Below are 19,060 nucleotides of genomic sequence, written 5' to 3'. Positions count from 1 at the left end.
ATTTATATCAAAACATTTAAAACACCAACATGCAAATATCAGCGACACGCTAGTCAATGGTTTTTAATGATAGCTGAACAACATCGACATTTGATGCGTTTCGCTGATCTGCCTATGAATATGCATGGAATAGAAATTGCTTGTATTGAATGCGTAATGTGAATGGTTTCTAAGTGCTGAGTAATTGTGCTGATGACGTTCGATGTTAATGATATCAATAAAAGGGAGAATATTTTGTTAGCAGATTTAAAGCCTCATCAAGCTACAGAGCGTAGCCATAAATTTAATACATCAAGTATGGCCGTTAGTGCAGAAACATTTGGCGCACTAATTAACTTAGCTGGTCGTCAGCGTATGTTGTCACAACGTATTGTATTGAACGCCGTACTTTCTACTATGGGGCACGAAACAGCGTTGGAAACGGCACGTGAAGCACTAGCTTTGTTTAAAGTGAGTCATGCTGCATTAGTACATGGAAACAGTGAATTGCCAGGTGTATTTTTTGAAGAGTTACGCTTAGTTTATTTTGGCGAAATTGAGGGTGATCGAAAAATAGTCGACTTTACCAATTTAGTAGAAAAAGCATTAAGTGCTTGTGAGTCTGGTTTTCGTACAGTACCGGATCTACTTAATGAGCTGGGAAAGCAAGCGACACCAATTGTTGCATTACTTAATCGCATTACCGTAGTTTATGAAGATGAGTCGAAGAAACATGCAAAAGTACAACGTAAACAGCACCATGAGTTAATGAGCAGTATTCAAAACATTGCAAAACAGGCACGTATCGTATCTGTGAATGCACAAATTGTCGCGGCCCGTGCAGGTGAAGTAGGACGTGAATTTGCTGTCGTTGCCGGTGAGTTGACTAATATTACCGCTAAGATTGATGAATTAGTGCGAGTTGCAGTAGGCAATGTATCTGTTTAGTGTCAGGTTGGTTTTTATTCACACCTCATCAGTTTAGAGATTATCGCTAAGTATTTCACGGTCAGAAATAGCATGGTAATGGTTTATTTTTGATGCCATGTTTGAGCTTGTACAGAGGATTTTTAGACTAGTTTCTCTAACCAAAATATTTCAGAGTAGTGCGTTAGCACTACTTTGGGGCGTTGTTAATGTGGCTTGATAGTGCGCAACTATCAATTGCTTCATTCAACTTAAGCATTAAATCTCAGTTTAAAATTTTTATCATTTGGCAGTCATCTACCTTAGCTAGATTGCAGTTTTTTCATGGTTGGGCAAAATTAAATAACCATTAAGTCATCTGTAATAGTTAAATCGACACATATAAAGCAGGGTAAAATATTAACATCAAAAAATAACTAAATCTTTATGGCCACCATACGTTTACTTCCTGACCAACTTATTAGCCAAATCGCCGCGGGCGAGGTGGTTGAGCGGCCGGCATCCGCCTTGAAAGAGTTGCTGGAAAATAGTTTAGATGCTGGTAGCACTGATATTCAAGTCGCTTTGTTACAAGGCGGCATTAAACAAATGCGTGTCACAGATAACGGTGCTGGTGTAGCTAAAGAGGATTTGATCCTAGCACTAACGCGCCACGCTACTAGCAAAATAAACAGTCTCGAAGATTTAGAGTCTGTTGCCAGTCTGGGTTTTCGTGGTGAGGCTTTGGCGAGTATTGCTTCAATCTCCCGTACACAGTTATTAAGTCGCCAAGTTGACAGTAAGCATGCATGGCGTATCGCATCGGAAGGTAGTGATATATCTGTGATAGAGCCAGCAGCGTTAGATGCTGGCACGGTGATTGAAGTGTCTGATTTGTATTTTAATACGCCCGCCCGTCGCAAGTTCTTGAAAACAGAGGCCACTGAGTTTGGGCATTGTGAGGAGATGTTCACACGTATTGCACTGTCGCGCCCAGATGTTGGGCTAATGTTGCAACATAACGGACGAGCGTTAAGTCGTTTAGCGATAGGCCAGCCTGAAAGAAGATTCTCTGAAGTTTTGGGAAGCGAGTTTGTGGCGGAGTCTATTAGTGTGGATGAATCAGCCGCTGGTTTGCGATTATGGGGAATGGCTGCAAAACCGACTTTTAACCGGAATAGTCGAGACACCCAGTATGTTTATGTGAATGGACGTTTTGTTCGAGATAAAGTAATTTCACACGCGATACGTCAAGCTTATCAAGATGTATTACATCACGATAGGCATCCAGCTTTTGTGTTGTTCCTAGAGTTGGACCCTAGCTTGGTGGATGTTAACGTTCATCCTGCTAAAACTGAAGTTAGATTTAGAGATAGTCAGTCTATCCATCGTTTTATATTTCATTCGCTTAACAAAGCGTTGGCGATTCCAACGGGTGTTTCAAATGCGGTGACTGCAAATCAAGCGCAATATAATCCATTTAGTCCACAAGCTTCGCATGCTAGCTTTCCGAATACAGGTTCTTCTAATACAGTTTTATATCCAACATATCAATCTCAAATTAACTTAAGTGCCCACGAAAGCCCTAGCTTTTATCAATCAATATTTGATGTTAATCAGCATCAAGCATCCAACGTAACTCCCGCATTTACAAATTTATTATCTGATAACTTAGCTAATAAAGAAGCGCCACATGACTACCCAATGGGCTTTGCTCTGGGGCAGGTGCATGGCGTATATGTGCTCGCTCAAAATAAAGAGGGATTAGTGGTGGTTGACATGCATGCGGCGCATGAGCGAATTATGTATGAAAAATTGAAAAATGCACTAGATAACAAGGCAGTGCAAATGCAGCCACTATTGTTGCCTGTTAGTTTTAATGCGGACAAGTTTGAAGTTGCTACAGTGCAAGAAGCTTTGGCAGGTAACCATGCCGCATTGCAGCAGTTGGGGTTTGATATTGCCGTGTTGTCGCCAACAACACTAGCTGTCCGTGCAGTGCCTACCATGTTGCAAGATGCTGATGCTGTAAGCTTAGCGCGAGATGTGTTACGAGATATTCGAGAGTTTGGTGCTAGCCGAGTGCTCACAGAGCGCAGAAACGAATTACTTGGCACCATGGCATGCCATGCGGCTGTTAGGGCGAACCGTAGCCTTACTATTCCTGAGATGAATGCTTTACTGCGAGATATGGAAGCCACTGAACGTTCAGGACAGTGTAATCATGGTCGACCTACTTGGTTTCAAGTGAGCATGTTTGATTTAGATAAAATGTTCATGCGTGGCAAATAATGCCACTGAACTACCATCCTACTACTCTGTAGATTGATGGATACACAAGTGAGTTAATTTACTCTTTTAAATTTCTTTTCCAGCCATCGCCAAACTAAACTGTTCGGTACTTCAATCCCATCAATAATGTAAGTCAATGTTTTTGTATTGTTTAATATTGAGGGTAAGGTCGATTTGGTTTCAGGGCTACCACAGAATAAAATGCGGTCACCAGCTTTTAAGCGAGTAGACGGATCTGGTACTAAGCTAGGCACGTTGTTACGTAAAAGTAAGATAGGGACAAGCTCTAGCTGATCATTCCTGTTAGCAGGGTCCTGCATGAGATGCTGTACCGTCACATGTAAACCTGTTTTGATTAGCTCTATCACTGCAGGGCTATTTTCTTTGTCGATTCTGACTGCCCAAGTTTCAGGCACAGTTTCACCCATAGTCATCACAAGTTGGCTGATTAATTTGTTTGCCCAATCGTTTGTTTGGCTCCGAGCTAAGCTTAAAAATTGTGCAAGTAAGGGTGAAATCATGTGAGCCAAACACTCATGTGCAATGATTTCAGTAGGTTGCATGGTGATGTCCGCATTAAACTGCTTAAATAACCGACCATTGTGACGTCTGTTTTTACGGATCACCACAAACAGTTTTGGGTTAAGCTCAAACGCTGTCATCACAATAGACAAATTGTTAGTGTCGTTATCTGTTCCTGCAACGATACCCACAGCATTGGTGATGTCGGCTTCAAGTAAGGTTTTTGCTTCAGTACCGCTACCAACAATACAGTGATCACAACCAGTCATTTCTGGCATTGCTTCAATAATTGTGGTGGTGATGTGTTCACGCTCTAGATTTTGTACGACAGACTTACCAAACCGACCATAACCACAGACTACCCATCTGCCTTTGGGCGGGTTTTCTGGTGGAGGTAATGTGTCACCTGGTACACCAGTAAGCCATTCGTGTAATAGATAAGTCCCCAACGCATGAACACGCATCGCTAGTTGGTCACCAAACAGCGTGTAAGGGTTGATGATGTGATCTGTACCGAATGATGCCATGTTAGCAGCAATGTCGTCACGCTCTGCGCGCGCAATAACTAATAGGTCAGGATTCATCAGCTTGACTGCAACGGCTACTGCAAGATTGACATTGTCATCATCGGTAAGTGTAATCACTCCGCTACATAATGGATGAAGCACACCAGCTCTCTCCAGATTTTCTGGCAGTATGGCATCTGCACATAAATATGGAATGATGTTTCTTGTATCGATGAGTTCTAACTCGTTGAGGCGGTCTTGTTGAGGTTCAATGACGACGACACGCATGCCTTTTTCATCTAAGGCTTTCGCTAATAAGCTAGATGACTGACCGTAGCTACAGAGTATATAAAAAGGTTCTTGGAATTGACGTACTTTGTTTGCAAAACGTTCTGTGGTGATTGCTTGGCGAAGCCCTGTATCTTGCAGTAGGGTAATGATTTTACCGATAGCGTAAAACCATGGGATAACAGTAAAGTAAATCGAAAATGTGAGCCATAAACGCTGTGCTTTACTGTAAGCGTAGGGAATCTCACCAAAGCCGATGGTCGTAGCCGTGTAGCTAATGACATACAAGGCATCAAAGATGCTCATTTTCCAAGGTTGACCTTTATCATCAACCCCAGGCATAAGTGTTAGACCGATAATCGCAATCGCAAAGCTCACGATGATTAAGATCAGCGGACGTCTTAACCTACGTAATATTAAAAACAGTATGCTATCCATGCTGATTAATCTTCTGAGCTAATGATATTTAGCGTTTTTGGCTAATTGTTTCAGAAATTAACAGTACCACTGAAATGATATTAGCCATTAATGCACCACCTGATAATGAAACGATATATACAGTCAGGCTTGCCTCATCATAGCTACCACTCAGAGCCGCCCATAATATTGCCGCAGTGATCAGTTGTAAGTCAGCAGCTAAGCTGGTTGATAGTAAGATGGCGCCTACGTGGGTACGGTCGCCAAACTTAAGTACAGTTGCAATCAGGCTGACGATAATCGCCGCGTAGAGCTCGTAAACATGGTGATGTGTAGGTTCATCAATTTCGCCAATAAAGAAACCAAAATTCAGTGTCATGGCGAGAACGATGAAAAAACCAAAAACAACTTTTTCTAAATTCATGGATAATCCTATCAACAAAGAGCGTGCGAAAAATATATACTAATTTATGGTGTGCGCCATACAATCAAGGCAAATTAATATCAGCTAATAACAATATTATACAGATTTCATCTAGACCTGATTGCAAGAAGTAACGGCCCAAAAGGGTCATTGCTATGATTAACAATAGTTACATTACTTCAGAGTGTATCTTAATTAAGAATGTATTGAATGAATCAAACAACACTGCCACCAGCTATCTTTTTAATGGGGCCAACTGCTAGCGGAAAAACCGATTTAGCAGCATATCTTTATAAAAATCTACCTGTAGAACTGATCAGCGTAGATTCAGCATTGGTTTATCAAGAGATGAATATTGGAACTGCCAAACCTAACGCAGCGTTGTTAGCAGAGGCGCCGCATGCTTTGATTGATATTATTTCGCCAACTGCGGTTTACTCAGCTGCACAATTTAGAAATGATGCATTAAGATTAATGGCTGACATTACCTCACGTGGGAAGATTCCACTGTTAGTAGGTGGCACGATGTTATATTTTAAAGCTTTAGAAAATGGATTTAGCCAGTTACCAGAGGCTGATGCTGAAGTTAGGCACATGATTGAAGAGGAAGCATCGAAAGTTGGCTGGCCAGCCATGCATGCCAAATTAGCATTGGTTGACCCTGAAAGTGCTGCACGTTTGCAGCCTAATGATGTACAAAGAATAGAACGTGCTTTAGAAGTATATAGAATTACAGGGCAATCGATGACATCATTACATCAAGCAACAAGCGGTGATACCTTGCCATATCGATTGCTCAAGTTAGCACTAGTTCCGAGTGATCGAAAAGTATTACATGAGCGAATCGCCGTCAGGTTTGATCATATGCTGGCAGATGGCTTTGTTAATGAAGTGAAAGCGTTAGTGAAAAAGTACCCTGCATTGACATCAGATAGCACTTCAATGCGCTGTGTAGGCTACCGCCAAGCTTTAGAGTATTTAGCTGGAGCGTATCAAGAATCTGAATTGCGGGACAGAGGCATTTTTGCTACTCGCCAGCTCGCAAAGCGGCAGTTGACTTGGTTGCGTGGTATGGAAGATTTGCAACAAATAGACTGTTTGAGTGCAGAAATGCATCAAGATGTATTCAATATCGTTTCAGCATTTATTAAAGGACAATGATGAAAAACTTTATTAAAGAAAACTTAGTTTTAGTGGTCGGTTTGACTTTTCCATTAATACTGATTCTTATATTTTTTGCATCGACCGTAATTCCTAAGCTGATGAGTGCGCCGCCACAATATGAAATGTTGTTCAGCACCAAGTTATATGACTACCAAAATAGCACTGATTACACACTTGATTTTTCAGTGAAAAATCAACAATTGATGGTGAAAGTGAAGAAACGTGAAAATAAAGATATCAATTACGATTTGAAACGATTAATGGCTTACGATGCTAAGACGAATACTGTGCGAGAGATTGTAATCGATGTGCCTAATGCGGTTGCTTCAGCGGTTAATGGTGTTGCTGTGTTACATGAAACCGAAGGGTTGCTGATTGATACAACCATTGTTTCTCCTGATGGTTATAGCCTAGATGGCCCGAATTATGGCGGCAGTGGTGGTATGGTGGGTGGCTTGTTTGGTGATGGTTATCGTAACAGCGGTTTTAGGCTGAAGAAAGGAAGTATTGGTTATAAGATTCCAAATACACAACAGCATTATTACTATAACCAAGTGCAGTTTATCGGTTGGGTTATCAAAAAATAAGGAGCGATGATGTCACTTAAAGATGATGCGTTGCAGGATATAGTTTCATTAGCGAAACATAACCAAATCAGTCTGGCAGAAATTGCATTGGCATTAGAGGCGCACACACGACAACCTAATCAAGAGGAGTCTGGCAGTGTACTGTCTAAACTGTTTGGATATATAGGCGGTATCTTTGTATTTGCAGGTATTGGTGTCTTTATTTCAATGTACTGGGATGACTTTAGTTCTGCATCGCGTGTGATTGTGACATTAGGCACGGGTCTGATGGCATTCGTGATGGGATTGATTTGTGTGGCGGATAGTAAATATGAACGGGCCGCAACGCCATTATTTTTAATCTCCTCGGTATTACAACCGACGGGCATCATGGTGATGTTGCAAGAGTACTCATCAGGAGGTGATGTGCGTCATGGCTTGTTATTTATGGCAGCTTATATGCTGGTTCAGCAAGGGGCGACTTTTTGGGCAAAGCAGCGCACAGTGTTGGCATTCGGCGCGATACTCTTTGGGTGTATCTTTTTTGCAAACTTATTTGATATCTGGGATATAAATGAGAAGTTGATCGGCATGGTAATCGGTAGCTCTTTATTGTGTATCGCTTATGCTATCAACAAGTCTAAGCATATGGCGATTAGCCCGTTTTGGTACTTTGTTGGTGCTATTTTGTTATTGTGGTCAATATTTGAATCTGTAGAAAATACTTTGTTGGAACCTTTGTATCTGGGCGCTACGGCTTTTACGATATTTTTAAGTACGTATGTGCGCAGTAGGACACTCTTATTGGTAGGTACAATAACGATGTTGTTATATATTGGATATTATACTGCAGAGCATTTTGCTGATACTGTGGGTTGGCCTATTGCTTTGGTGATGATTGGCATTGCTTTAATTGGTTTGAGTGCACTTGCTGTGCGTTTAAATAATCAATACATTAAGTAGCATACGTGCAAACGTCATCACAACATGGCTAATCTGATGTGTTTCAGGTTTAGCCATGTTGGATTAATCGATTAAAAATGAGTGCTAATTCGATGAGCAGCCTCAATACATTCATCATATGAGGCCACTAGTGCCATGCGGATGAAGTTTTTTCCTGGATTAACACCATGCGCTTCACGAGCCAAAAAACTGCCAGGCAGCACGGTAATATTAAGGTCTCGATATAACCTCACAGCAAAATCCGTATCTGAAATGCTAGGGTCATTAATTTTTGCCCATAGATAAAATGCTGCATCTGGAATAGCTACATCCAACACTTTAGTGAGAAGCGGCGTCACATATTTAAATTTTGCTGCGTAGAGCCTGCGGTTTTCAATCACATGTGCTTCGTCATTCCATGCAGCAATAGAAGCGGCTTGAACGGCCGGGTTCATCGCACATCCGTGATAAGTACGGTAAAGCGTGAATGACTCAATAATTTTTTCATCGCCAGCAACAAAGCCAGAGCGCATGCCCGGCACGTTGGAGCGCTTGGAAAGTGAGCTGAACACAACCAGATTTTTATAGTCTCTACCGAGTAGATGTGCGGCTTGTAATGCACCTAATGGTGGTGATGCTTCATCAAAATAGATTTCTGAGTAGCATTCGTCGGCTGCAATTACAAAGCCGTATTGGTCTGATAAACTAAAAACAGTCCGCCATTGCTCTAAACTCATGACTTTGCCAGAAGGGTTGCCTGGGCTGCAAACATATACCAATTGGGTACGCGCTAACACTTCAGTAGGTACACTTGAAAAATCCATCACATGGTTATAGGTTGGATCCTGATGGGGCAGTGTATTTAAAAAGTAGGGGGTAGCACCAGCTAAAAAGGCAGCTCCTTCGTAAATCTGATAAAACGGATTTGGAGAGATGACAATCGGGTCAGGCTTTGTTTGATCAATAATGACTTGAGCAAAAGCAAAGAGCGCTTCGCGGCTACCGGTAACTGGCAGGATTGCTTTTTCAGGATTGAGTGCAGGTATTTGATAGCGGCGTGAAATCCAATCGGAAATCGTGCTTCTTAGCTCAATAGCGCCTATAGTCGTGGGATAATTAGCTAAACCACTCAGGTTGTTGACTAATGCATTTTTAATGAGTTGTGGTGTTTCGTGTTTAGGCTCACCAATTGATAAGTTAATCGGTTGAAACGCTGCATTGGGCGTAATCCCTTTAAATAGGTCGCGCAGGCGTTGAAATGGGTATGGTTGTAATAAATTTAGATTTGGATTCATAAGGTAACATTATAGTGAGCAACAGCAATAATAAAAACTTTTTTGCGGTATTTGGTCTACTTTTCGGTGCGTTTTGCTGGGGAATTATCTGGTATCCATATCGTCTGTTGTCTGAGGCTGGCATATCGGGAGTCGCGTCTAGTTTCTATACTTACGCGATTACGATTGTCATCGCATCTGTTTTTTTTGCTAAATATTGGCGAGATGTCGCCAAACTCCCGGTGAGTATCGTGTGGCTTGGATTGGTGGCTGGTTGGACTAACTTGAGTTATGTGCTTGCCATTATCGATGGTGAAGTGATGCGCGTCATGTTGCTGTTTTATTTGTCACCGTTATGGACTTTAATTCTTGCCCATTTTTGGTTAAAAGAGAAAACGCAACTGACAGGATATATTGCGATTGCTGCTTCATTGCTTGGTGCATTTATTATGCTTCACGATCCTAAGTTCGGATATTTACCGCTACCTAGAAATACAGCAGAATGGCTTGCCCTATCTGCTGGGATAGGGTTTTCATTTACTAATGTTATTACTAGAAAGTCTAGCCATTTATCATTAGTCGCTAAGTCCTATGCTATTTGGGTGGGCGTGATGACGGTGGCGCTGCTACTTGTGCCGATTATGCAGTTGCCAATTCCAAACCCAACAATATTTACTTTAAACGATTGGGGTGTGATGTTCTTAATTGCACTACTGCTAATCGCTGCCACTTTCTTTGTGCAGTATGGTGTATCAAAAGTTGAAGCCACTAGAGCTTCTGTATTGTTTTTATTTGAATTAGTGGTTGCTGCCATCGCTTCTTATTATCTTGCCCATGAAACGATGGCGTTGAATGAGTGGATTGGTGGGAGCTTAATTGTTGTTGCTGCCATCTTTGCCGGTATTCATCATCAAGATACTGCTACATAACTGATATTGAAGACTCACCGATTGTTGATGCTTACTCATGTCAATGACTACAGCACCTTAAAAATGATGGGCTTAGACTATATTTTGATCAGAAATGCATCATACAAATTGTCAGTTAAGACTGAAATTGTGTTATCTTAACCAGATGAAAAAAACAATCTCAATACTATTAGTTGCTTCTGCTTTGTTGATCAGTGGCTGTCATCACTTTGGGCATCACTGTCCACCAGGACAAGCAAAAAAAGGCAATTGCATCTAGCTTGCTTTAGTGCCAATCAAGTGGCGGTCTGCCTTTTGGGCCCGTCACTTTGATTGTTGAATAGCAATTTTAGTTTTCTAGTTGCGCTAGCAGGAACTCCTCAAACTTCCGTTCAGGTAGTGGCTTACTATAATAATACCCTTGTAGTTCATCGCATCCTATGGATTTAAGGTAGTCATATTGATACTGCGTTTCTACGCCCTCAGCAATGACCTCGATGCCAAGGCTTTGTCCTAAGACAATGATTGCTTTCAGTATTGCCTTGTTTGCAGGGTCATCTTCAATACTACTTACAAATACTTTATCAATTTTCAATCGATCAATTGGAAAGTCTTTTAAATAAGCCAAGCTTGAATAACCTGTGCCAAAATCATCAATGGCTAGTTTCACGCCAATTTTCTTCAGCGTGTGTAAAGTTTCGATAAATTTAGATGAATCATCTATCAGTGAGTTTTCTGTAATTTCAAGCTCGAGATAACTAGGGTCTAGTTGAGTGACGGCTAAAATCTTTTTGATAGTATTGGCTAGGTTGGATTGTCTAAATTGCCTAGGGGAAACATTAACTGCAATAGGGATATATTGGCCAGTTTTTTCCTGCAAAGCTTTGGCCTTATAGCAGGCGGTTGCAAGCACCCATTCTCCAATCGTCTCTATTAAACCTGTTTCTTCGGCAATATTGATAAACTTAAGTGGCGATATTAATTCACCATTTTCTGGCTGCCAGCGAATTAAAGCTTCTGCTCCACAAATCTTACCTGTAGCAAAATTCACTTTAGGTTGATAGTGCAATATAAATTCTTCTAGTTCAATCGCTTGGCGCAAGTTGTATTCTAAAGTGACACGTTCGGTTAATGCTGCATTTAGTGCTTGCGTATAAATTTGGAAATTATTTCTACCTGCTTTTTTGGCTTTGTACATGGCGGTATCGGCATTACGAAGTAACGCATTTGCATCGAGCCCGTCATCAGGGTAAATGCTGACACCAATACTGCAGGTGACTAAATAATCTAGATTGTTGATGGTTAATGGAACAGCAACCGCCTCAAGCACGCGTTGCATGCTAAGAAAAATATCATTGGTATCATCAATATTGGTGAGTAGTATCACAAACTCATCGCCACCTAGCCTAACTACAGTATCAATTTCGCGTACGGCACTAGATAATCTTTTTGCCATAATAATAAGCAACTGGTCTCCAACTTCATGGCCCATGCTGTCATTAATCAGTTTAAATTGATCTAAGTCTAAAAACGCAACCGCCATTTTATTTTTATAGCGGTTTGCAAAGTTGATGCACAACTGTAGTCTATCGTTGAGCATGTTACGGTTGGGTAAACCCGTCAAGCTATCATGCATCGCTTGATATTCGAGTTTTTCTTCATAACTCTTGCGTGCTGTGATGTCCTCAACTGTTCCCTCGTAGTAGAGCAAGTTGCCTGCCTCGTCGTGCACAACTCGTGCATTTTCAGAGATCCAGATTGTACTTTTATCTTTTCGGTAAACTAATGATTCAAATTTTTCTACGCTATCGTTTTCTTTAAGTAGCTGTACAAATTCCACACGACGTCCAGGCTTCACATATAACTGCTCTTGTATATTGTTGAATGCGTGGATGAGCTCATCTGGCGAGCTATAACCATACATGCGAGCAAGTGATTGATTTACTATTAGATAATGACCGTCAGCGGTTGTCTGGAAGATACCTTCGAGCGTGTTTTCAAAGATCGAGCGGTATTTAAGTTCTGCTGCTAAAAGTGATTGTTCGATACTTTTACGTTTTGTAATATTCTGAATATAGCCTTCTAACGCGGTAACAACCCCAGCATCGTTATAAATTGGATTTCCTCGCTCACATACCCAAATAACAGTGCCATTAGCATGCTTGATACGATATTCAATTTCGTATCGGTTACCATTGCTTAGTGCGTTTTTGATTGCATCACGTACCATCACTCGGTCATCTTCATACGTCATGATTTCATAAGAAATATACTTGTTATGAAGTAGATCTTCGGTGTCATAACCAGTTAGCTCTTTGCAGCCATTGCTGACAAAAATCATCGTCCAGTCTTGATCATAAAGGCAGCAATACAACATCCCTTCAAGGTTGTGCATCAGCGCATCATGCATGTGCTTATCGTTTTTAAAAGCGGTCATTGATGTTCCTGATTGAGATGATGGTGATGCAAGTTTCATTGATGTTGATGTGATACCAAGTTTTATATCAATATTAATTAAGCATTAACTATGCCAATTGAATGGTAGTCCGTTACTTCAGGATTAATCATTCAAGCTCTTCTTTTTAAACGGCCTAAATCAACATCATGATTAATTCACCTTTTTACTTTCCAAGTATTTGTGCACATTTAAAGTGCATGAGTTAGTGCATTGCACCATCATGTTTTTCTATTTTAAAAACACTAAGTAACTGCAACCTATATAAATATTAAAGGGGAGTAAATTGATATTTATATTGGCCTACATATTGCTTATCTAACACCAATGCAAGTAATAAGACTAACTATCAATCATTGTCTGTGAGTTTAAAATGAGTCAGATTTCTTCTTTTCAAATAGATAATTATTTACCTTTTATGAGAGATGTTGTTCGTTGTGAACAATCACTTCATGAGCTAAATTTAATGTGGAGAATTATTGAGTCTTCAGCAAAAATGAACTGCCCAGTGGAGGCAAAGAGCATCCTGCCTACAATGGCTGCAACCCGTGATGGCTTTAATCGGTTGGAAAAAGAGTTGGTGTTAAGCTTAGTGCATGAGAAAGTGGCCACTGTGTTTAACGAGATTGGCACTAAGGCAAAATATGTGATCGATATCTTGGTGCGTAATCTTTATGAGCGTACTGCAGATGTTGGATTTTTAGCGACAGATCGTGAGTTATGTAGCTTTGTGGCTGGTGTAGGTGGGAGTATTGAAGATATACGCTTGCGCTTAAGAGCTTACAGAAGCAAATATACGGTTTATGATGAAATTATCCTTCTCGATGTTCATGGCAACGTTTTGGTGCAGATTAATCAAGAAACACCGATTGAGGGCAGTTTGGATCCTTTGATTCATGAAACGATAGCCTCTGATGACTATGTAGAAACTTATCGACATACCGATTTGCGCCCAAACAAAGATAAAGCGCTGATTTATTCTAAACGTATGTTGCATCCAGATACTGGCGCTGTGATTGGTATTTTATGTTTGTGTTTTAACTTCGTTGAAGAGATGGCTGGCATTTTCCAGTCTCATCGCGATCCTAGCTTGCGTTCTGTGATGTTATTGCTAGATCAGAATCAGCAGGTGATTGAAACCAGTGATCCTCGCTGGATTCCTGTAGGTGCTGTGGTGCCTGTGAATCATGATGCTCAATCAGGATTAATGATATACGGCGGACGAGAGTACCTTGTTGCTACTTTTAAAGCTAATGGCTACCAAGGATATATGGGGCCAGAGGGTTGGCAAGGCCAAGTGATGACGCCTGTAGATATTGCTTTTACTGGGCAGGAAACGAGTGCTCTGAAATCCTTAGATGCTAAAGTGGCCAGAGGGTTGTTATCTCATGCACAGTCTTTTTGTCCTCCGCTTTATGAGGTGATGACGGCTGCCTCAACGATTCGTCGGGTTGTGTGGAATGGTCAGGTCATGACTGTTGGACAAACTGGTGAGTTGTTTAAACTCAAAACAATACTAGACCAGATTAGTGAAACTGGTACACGAAGTAACGAGTTGTTTGCTCAATCAATTAATGATCTTTATGAGACTGTGCTTGCTTCTAGACTGCAGGATTCTGAGTTTATGTCGCATTTATTAGTTGATTTGCTAGACCGTAATTTATATGAACGCTCTGATGATTGCCGTTGGTGGGCGGTGACCCCTGAATTGAGAGTGGCGCTTGCTTCTGGAAAAGTAGATGTGGCGAGTGTGTCCCGTATTACAGAGATATTGAATTACATTAACCAACTGTATACTGTTTACACGCGTATATTTGTTTATGATAAACAAGGCATTATCATCGCTAGCACTAACTCTGTTGATGAGAATGGTTCAATTATAGGCACGACTATTGATGATGTAACACTGAATGAAGTGTTATCTTTGCGTAATGAACAGCAGTACTATGTTTCACCATTCGAGCCTAGTTCAATTTATCAAGATAATCCTACTTATATTTACCATGCAGCGATTATGTCACCTGATGGGGTTGATGTTGTTGGTGGTATCGGCATTGTTTTTGATGCCACGCCTGAGTTTAATGCCATGTTGCTGGGCGGCATTGCCGAAAATCAATCTATTAAGGCATTTTACGTTGATAGACAGGCGAAGATTATCTCGAGCACCGATCCTTCTCGTCCGGTAGGTTCTACTCTAGACATTGATCCGGACTTGCTCAGGTTGCCCAATGGTAAAAGCGCGTCACGTATTGTGATACGTGATGGTCATTACTGCATTCTTGGTTGCAGTGTGTCTAATGGCTATCGAGAGTTTAAAGTCACTGATGGATATAAAGAGGATGTCATTGCTGTCGTTTATGATGCGTTCGGTGAAGTGAGAAATCACTTTAGTTCTGGTAATGACTCAGCATCTATTATTCAATCTGACTCTACACAGTCATCAGATCCTGAGTTTGCAACCTTTTTTGTGGATGAGACGCTATTTGCATTAGAAGCGGAAATTGTTCTAGAGGCCTTGTCGGCCTCAGAGATATCTTCAGTGTCAATTGGTAGTCGTTCAGAGCGTGTGGGTGTGATAGCCGTTCAGCATGAGGGCAAGGGCCAGAATTATGTGTGGGTTTATGATCTGAGCTATCTATTAAGCGGTGTTCCATCTGTGGTTGATAGCAATAGCCAAGTGATTGTCATCATGTGCGGTCAACATAAAATAGGCTTGCTGGTAGGGGCTTTGCACTCTGTAGCGCAGTTTAATCAAACACAAATAAGCATGACGCCACTTGCCAACGATAAACGCGGCAATTTGATTAAGTGGATTATTAAGGCGAATGAGGGAAATTTGTTTATTCAATGCGTTGATGTGGATTTCTTACTAAGAATGCTGACAAATCCGTTTGATCCTGTGAAACAGCAATAAATACGGTGTCATCTTTTTAATGCATTCATGAGTATTAGTGATTGTGAATGCATTAAAAATGATGAGTTAGGTTTAATAGTGTTTTGCCATGGTTAGCTGCACTCATCACCATGTTTGTATAGGCTATTTGAACTGTAGATGTAGAGTGAGTTGTTCGACTATAGCCCGATACCACCATTCCCGTTACGGGTTCCTTCTGCTGCGAAGCGAATTTTCAGAGATAAATCGTTGCGTGAGTCTGCGTAGGCTAATGCATTGTCTTCGTCGACTTTGCCATTTGCATATAGTTTAAACAAAGACTGGTCAAAAGTGTGCATGCCAATATCCCCATGCTCTCCCATAATCTCTTTGATTTCACCCATTTTTTGTTTTTGTATCAACTCGCCCATATACGGCGTATTAATCATGACTTCAGTGGCTGCTACGCGCTTAGTTTGCTTACCCGGTACCAAACGTTGCGAGATAATTGCAACTAGGTTCATCGACATGCCTAGCAATAAACCATTTCTACCATCTTCTGGAAAGAACGAAATAACACGTTCAAGCGCTTGATTGGCATTGTTCGCATGTAGAGTGGCTAAACATAAATGGCCAGTTTCAGCATAGGCAAGGGCATTTTTCATTCCATCCATATCGCGCACCTCACCAATTAAGATAACATCCGGTGCTTGGCGCATTGCATTCTTAAGGCCATTCTCAAACGATAGCGTGTCTATGCCAATTTCACGTTGATCTACTACTGATTTTTTATGCGGGTGTATAAACTCAATAGGGTCTTCAAGGGTAAGAATATGGCCGTTGGTTGTTTCGTTTCGGAAGTCAATCATGGATGCTAGTGTGGTGGACTTACCAGAGCCAGTCGCACCAACTACCAAAATAAGACCGCGTTTGCGGGTGATTAAATCCTTTAGCACAGGTGGTAACCCTAAGCTTTCTAAGGAGGGTATTTCAGTTTTGATATGGCGAATCACCATGCCGACTTCACCGCGTTGTTTAAATACATTAACGCGGAATCGTCCGATATCTTTTTTACCGAGTGCAAAATTGCACTCGAGCTCTGATTCAAACTCTTTTATTTGATCCGCACTCATCAGTGAGTAAGCAATTTCTTTAATCATGCCAGGTTGCATAACTTGAGCGTTAATAGGTGTGGTTTCACCTTCAACTTCTATATGAATACTGGTCCCGGAGCTAAAAAATAAATCTGAACCACCTTTGTCCAGCATAAATTTCAATACAGGGGTGATGTCGATTGCTGCCATGGTTGTGTCCTGAATGTTCTCAAATTTGTTGTTTTTATCATTTAGTGCATTTGCACATATAAAGACTTTAGCATAATTTTAATTGAACTCATTAGCTAGTTGTGCTGCTTTATTTAGCCTGCCAATATGGGTTATTTAGCATGCTGTTTTAGTATCTCTCGATAGGATTCTTCAAGCGATTCTGCAAACTTAGCTGTGTCAAATAAGGGCGATGTCATATTTTCAGTGCTTAGTTTTTCTTTAATACTTGTCAGCGTGTCTTTATTCTGTACGAAGCTCATTGCTGTATTTTCATAAGCTTCTAGCGAATAAGTGATGAGTTGCGTTAAGCCCGCAGCATGAAGCAAACTGCCTGCGACGCGTGATGCAAATGTGTCACCTACACACGTTAATACTGGCACACCCATCCATAAGGCATCGCTACAAGTTGTATGTGCATTGTATGGTTGTGTGTCTAAAAATAGGTCCGCATGCGCATGTCTTGCTAGGTGGTCCGCTATAGACACTCTAGGTGCAAAAATAATACGCTCTGCTTCAATATTCCTTAATTTAGCCTCACGCAGTAGGTTCTGTTTGGCCCAAGGGTTGCAATCTAGCAACCACAACACACTATTTGGCTCTGCCGTGAGCAGGCGCATCCACACATTAAAAACATCAGGTGTAATTTTGAATGATTGATTAAAACTACAGAAGACAAAAGCATCTTCGGGCAGATTGCATGCTTCGCGAGTAGGTGTTTTACCTACTGGACGTTTGCGGTCATTCGGTTGGTAGCTGTACGGTAGTAAGGCCAGCTTTTCCGCATAATGCTGAGCTGATGTAGGTGGGATAATGAAGCTATCAGTTAATAGATAGTCGAATAATGGCGTGCTTGGCTCATTGTTGTGATGAATGTCACCCATCGTACCTGGAAATCCAAGCCAGTTAACGTTGATTTTTGCTGGACGTAGTGCTGCAATACCACTGCGGCTAGTTTGTGTAAAACCAGTTAAATCCACCAAAATATCAATACCAGCAATATGTATTTTCTTCGCGGCATCTATTTCAGACAGTGTGCGAATATCATGAAAATGATCAAATGCTTTTTCTAACCTTATTCTTGCGCTAGTTTTATCATTGATGCCATAGGAAAAAGCGTGAATTTCAAATTGGCTTTTATCATGTAGTTCGATGAGTTCACTAATCAGAAAAGCCAGTGGGTGTAATCTGAAATCCGCAGATAAATAGCCTATTTTAATTTTCTTGTTAGAGGTAGCGGCATGGTTAAAGTTGAGTTGTTTGCTAAGTTGAATCAGTTGCGCGTAGCGATTATTGACCCAGTTGTTAGCACAAGTCTTTTGCTCTTCTGCCGTGGTAGAAGGCATCGCCAGAAAAGCGAATGGGGAGATTTGTGCGCTAGGCTCATGTTTTACCCACTGGCGTATCTGTTGAATATCATCATCTAGCTCCTGCCAATCACACATATGTTGCTTTTGGTGAACCAGATGCACTTTGGCGTGGTGCAGCTTAGGGTTGAGTGTGAGTGCTATTTGATAGCTTGCGACGGCTAAATCTAACTGACCTAATTCGCGCTGTACGTTACCTAAGTTGTTATGTGTATCGGCATCATTAGGCGCCAGCTGAATTGCTTTTTGGTATTGCTTAGCGGCATCATTAGGTTTGCCTAACTCGCGTTGTGCGTTGCCTAGGTTATATAGCAGTGCCGCATCTTGCGGGGTAAATAGTAAGGCTTCCTGAAAGCAAGCTTCCGCCTGGATGAAATTGCCAAGTGCATGTGCTTGATTCCCCAGTGATGATAAGCAGTGACAAAGTGCCTCACGTATGTCATCAGCTTTTGGTCTCACTCTTAATACACGTCGGTAGTAGCCTGCAGCTTCTTCAAACCGGTTAGCAGCAAGCATTGTGTTGCCAAGGTTAAGTTGGATGTCAAGGTCTTTAGGTTGCAATAAAATTGCTTGTTGAAAACTTTTGATAGCAGCATCAACTTGGCCGTTTTCACGCAATGCTAAACCGTAGTGGTTTAAATATTCCACCTGTTTAGGATTAATGGCGAGCGCTTGTTCAATATGTGACACCGCGAGTGCGGCCCGATTGGTTTGATAATACACAAGGCCTAGCATATGGTGTGCATCAGCATGTTTGGGTTGCAGGGATAGCACTTGTAGGTAAAGCGACTCTGCTTCTGCTAATTGGCCTACACGATGATGTTGAACTGCTGCTAGATAATGAGATTGCGCCATA

General features: G+C 41.3%; 13 protein-coding genes. 7 read left to right on the top strand and 6 right to left on the bottom strand.

The features are described 5' to 3' along the window. Positions 1-234: 234 nt before the first annotated feature. Positions 235-927 carry a type IV pili methyl-accepting chemotaxis transducer N-terminal domain-containing protein gene (locus A391_RS0109710; protein WP_036317215.1) on the top strand — a complete coding sequence of 231 codons (693 nt, stop codon included), beginning with the start codon at positions 235-237 and terminating at the stop codon, positions 925-927. A gap of 405 nt (positions 928-1,332) precedes the next feature. Further along, positions 1,333-3,177 carry a DNA mismatch repair endonuclease MutL gene (gene mutL / locus A391_RS0109700; RefSeq protein ID WP_019899044.1) on the top strand — a complete coding sequence of 615 codons (1,845 nt, stop codon included), beginning with the start codon at positions 1,333-1,335 and terminating at the stop codon, positions 3,175-3,177. A gap of 53 nt (positions 3,178-3,230) precedes the next feature. On the opposite strand, the gene A391_RS0109695 is transcribed toward mutL, so the two are convergent. Together A391_RS0109695 and A391_RS0109690 are read right to left on the bottom strand one after the other, a co-directional pair. Next, a complete protein-coding gene (locus tag A391_RS0109695) occupies positions 3,231-4,931 on the bottom strand; it encodes a potassium channel family protein (RefSeq protein ID WP_019899043.1) in 1,701 nt (566 codons plus the stop codon). Between the two features lie 28 nt (positions 4,932-4,959). Next, complete coding sequence (locus A391_RS0109690) at positions 4,960-5,334, bottom strand: DUF6394 family protein (RefSeq protein WP_019899042.1); 375 nt, start codon at positions 5,332-5,334, stop codon at positions 4,960-4,962. A gap of 210 nt (positions 5,335-5,544) precedes the next feature. Between A391_RS0109690 and miaA the strand changes: the two genes are divergently transcribed. Genes miaA through A391_RS0109675 form a run of 3 tightly spaced genes read left to right on the top strand, consistent with a single transcriptional unit; the run spans position 5,545 to position 8,027 of the window. Beyond that, positions 5,545-6,495, top strand: a complete 951-nt coding sequence (gene miaA, locus A391_RS0109685; protein ID WP_019899041.1) for a tRNA (adenosine(37)-N6)-dimethylallyltransferase MiaA — start codon at positions 5,545-5,547, stop codon at positions 6,493-6,495. Next, positions 6,492-7,085, top strand: coding sequence for a hypothetical protein (locus A391_RS0109680; protein WP_232416170.1), 594 nt, complete (start codon positions 6,492-6,494; stop codon positions 7,083-7,085). The genes miaA and A391_RS0109680 overlap by 4 nt, the downstream gene beginning before the upstream one ends. A gap of 9 nt (positions 7,086-7,094) precedes the next feature. Then, the gene (locus A391_RS0109675; RefSeq protein ID WP_019899036.1) at positions 7,095-8,027 is read left to right on the top strand and encodes a DUF2157 domain-containing protein; all 933 of its coding nucleotides are present in this window, start codon (positions 7,095-7,097) and stop codon (positions 8,025-8,027) included. A 71-nt stretch (positions 8,028-8,098) separates the two neighbouring features. On the opposite strand, the gene dapC is transcribed toward A391_RS0109675, so the two are convergent. Then, complete coding sequence (dapC, locus tag A391_RS0109670) at positions 8,099-9,301, bottom strand: succinyldiaminopimelate transaminase (RefSeq protein WP_019899035.1); 1,203 nt, start codon at positions 9,299-9,301, stop codon at positions 8,099-8,101. 14 nt (positions 9,302-9,315) lie between these two features. Between dapC and A391_RS0109665 the strand changes: the two genes are divergently transcribed. After that, complete coding sequence (locus A391_RS0109665) at positions 9,316-10,209, top strand: DMT family transporter (protein WP_019899034.1); 894 nt, start codon at positions 9,316-9,318, stop codon at positions 10,207-10,209. Between the two features lie 328 nt (positions 10,210-10,537). Here the strand turns inward: A391_RS0109665 and A391_RS0109660 are convergent, their stop codons facing one another. Further along, positions 10,538-12,625 (bottom strand): bifunctional diguanylate cyclase/phosphodiesterase, encoded by a 2,088-nt coding sequence (locus tag A391_RS0109660; protein WP_019899033.1) that lies wholly within the window; start codon positions 12,623-12,625, stop codon positions 10,538-10,540. Between the two features lie 484 nt (positions 12,626-13,109). On the opposite strand from A391_RS0109660, the gene A391_RS0109655 reads away from it, so the two are divergent. Beyond that, positions 13,110-15,557 (top strand): chemotaxis protein CheW, encoded by a 2,448-nt coding sequence (locus tag A391_RS0109655; RefSeq protein ID WP_232416169.1) that lies wholly within the window; start codon positions 13,110-13,112, stop codon positions 15,555-15,557. 158 nt (positions 15,558-15,715) lie between these two features. Here the strand turns inward: A391_RS0109655 and A391_RS0109650 are convergent, their stop codons facing one another. Continuing rightward, a complete protein-coding gene (locus tag A391_RS0109650; RefSeq protein WP_019899031.1) occupies positions 15,716-16,819 on the bottom strand; it encodes a PilT/PilU family type 4a pilus ATPase in 1,104 nt (367 codons plus the stop codon). A gap of 131 nt (positions 16,820-16,950) precedes the next feature. Then, complete coding sequence (locus A391_RS0109645) at positions 16,951-19,059, bottom strand: tetratricopeptide repeat protein (protein WP_019899030.1); 2,109 nt, start codon at positions 19,057-19,059, stop codon at positions 16,951-16,953. Position 19,060 lies beyond the last annotated feature (1 nt).

The sequence above is a fragment of the Methylotenera mobilis 13 genome (assembly GCF_000384255.1).
Lineage (GTDB): Bacteria > Pseudomonadota > Gammaproteobacteria > Burkholderiales > Methylophilaceae > Methylotenera > Methylotenera mobilis_B.
The sequence above is the reverse complement of the archived record's forward strand: the minus strand, read 5'-3'. Positions and strand labels throughout refer to the sequence as shown.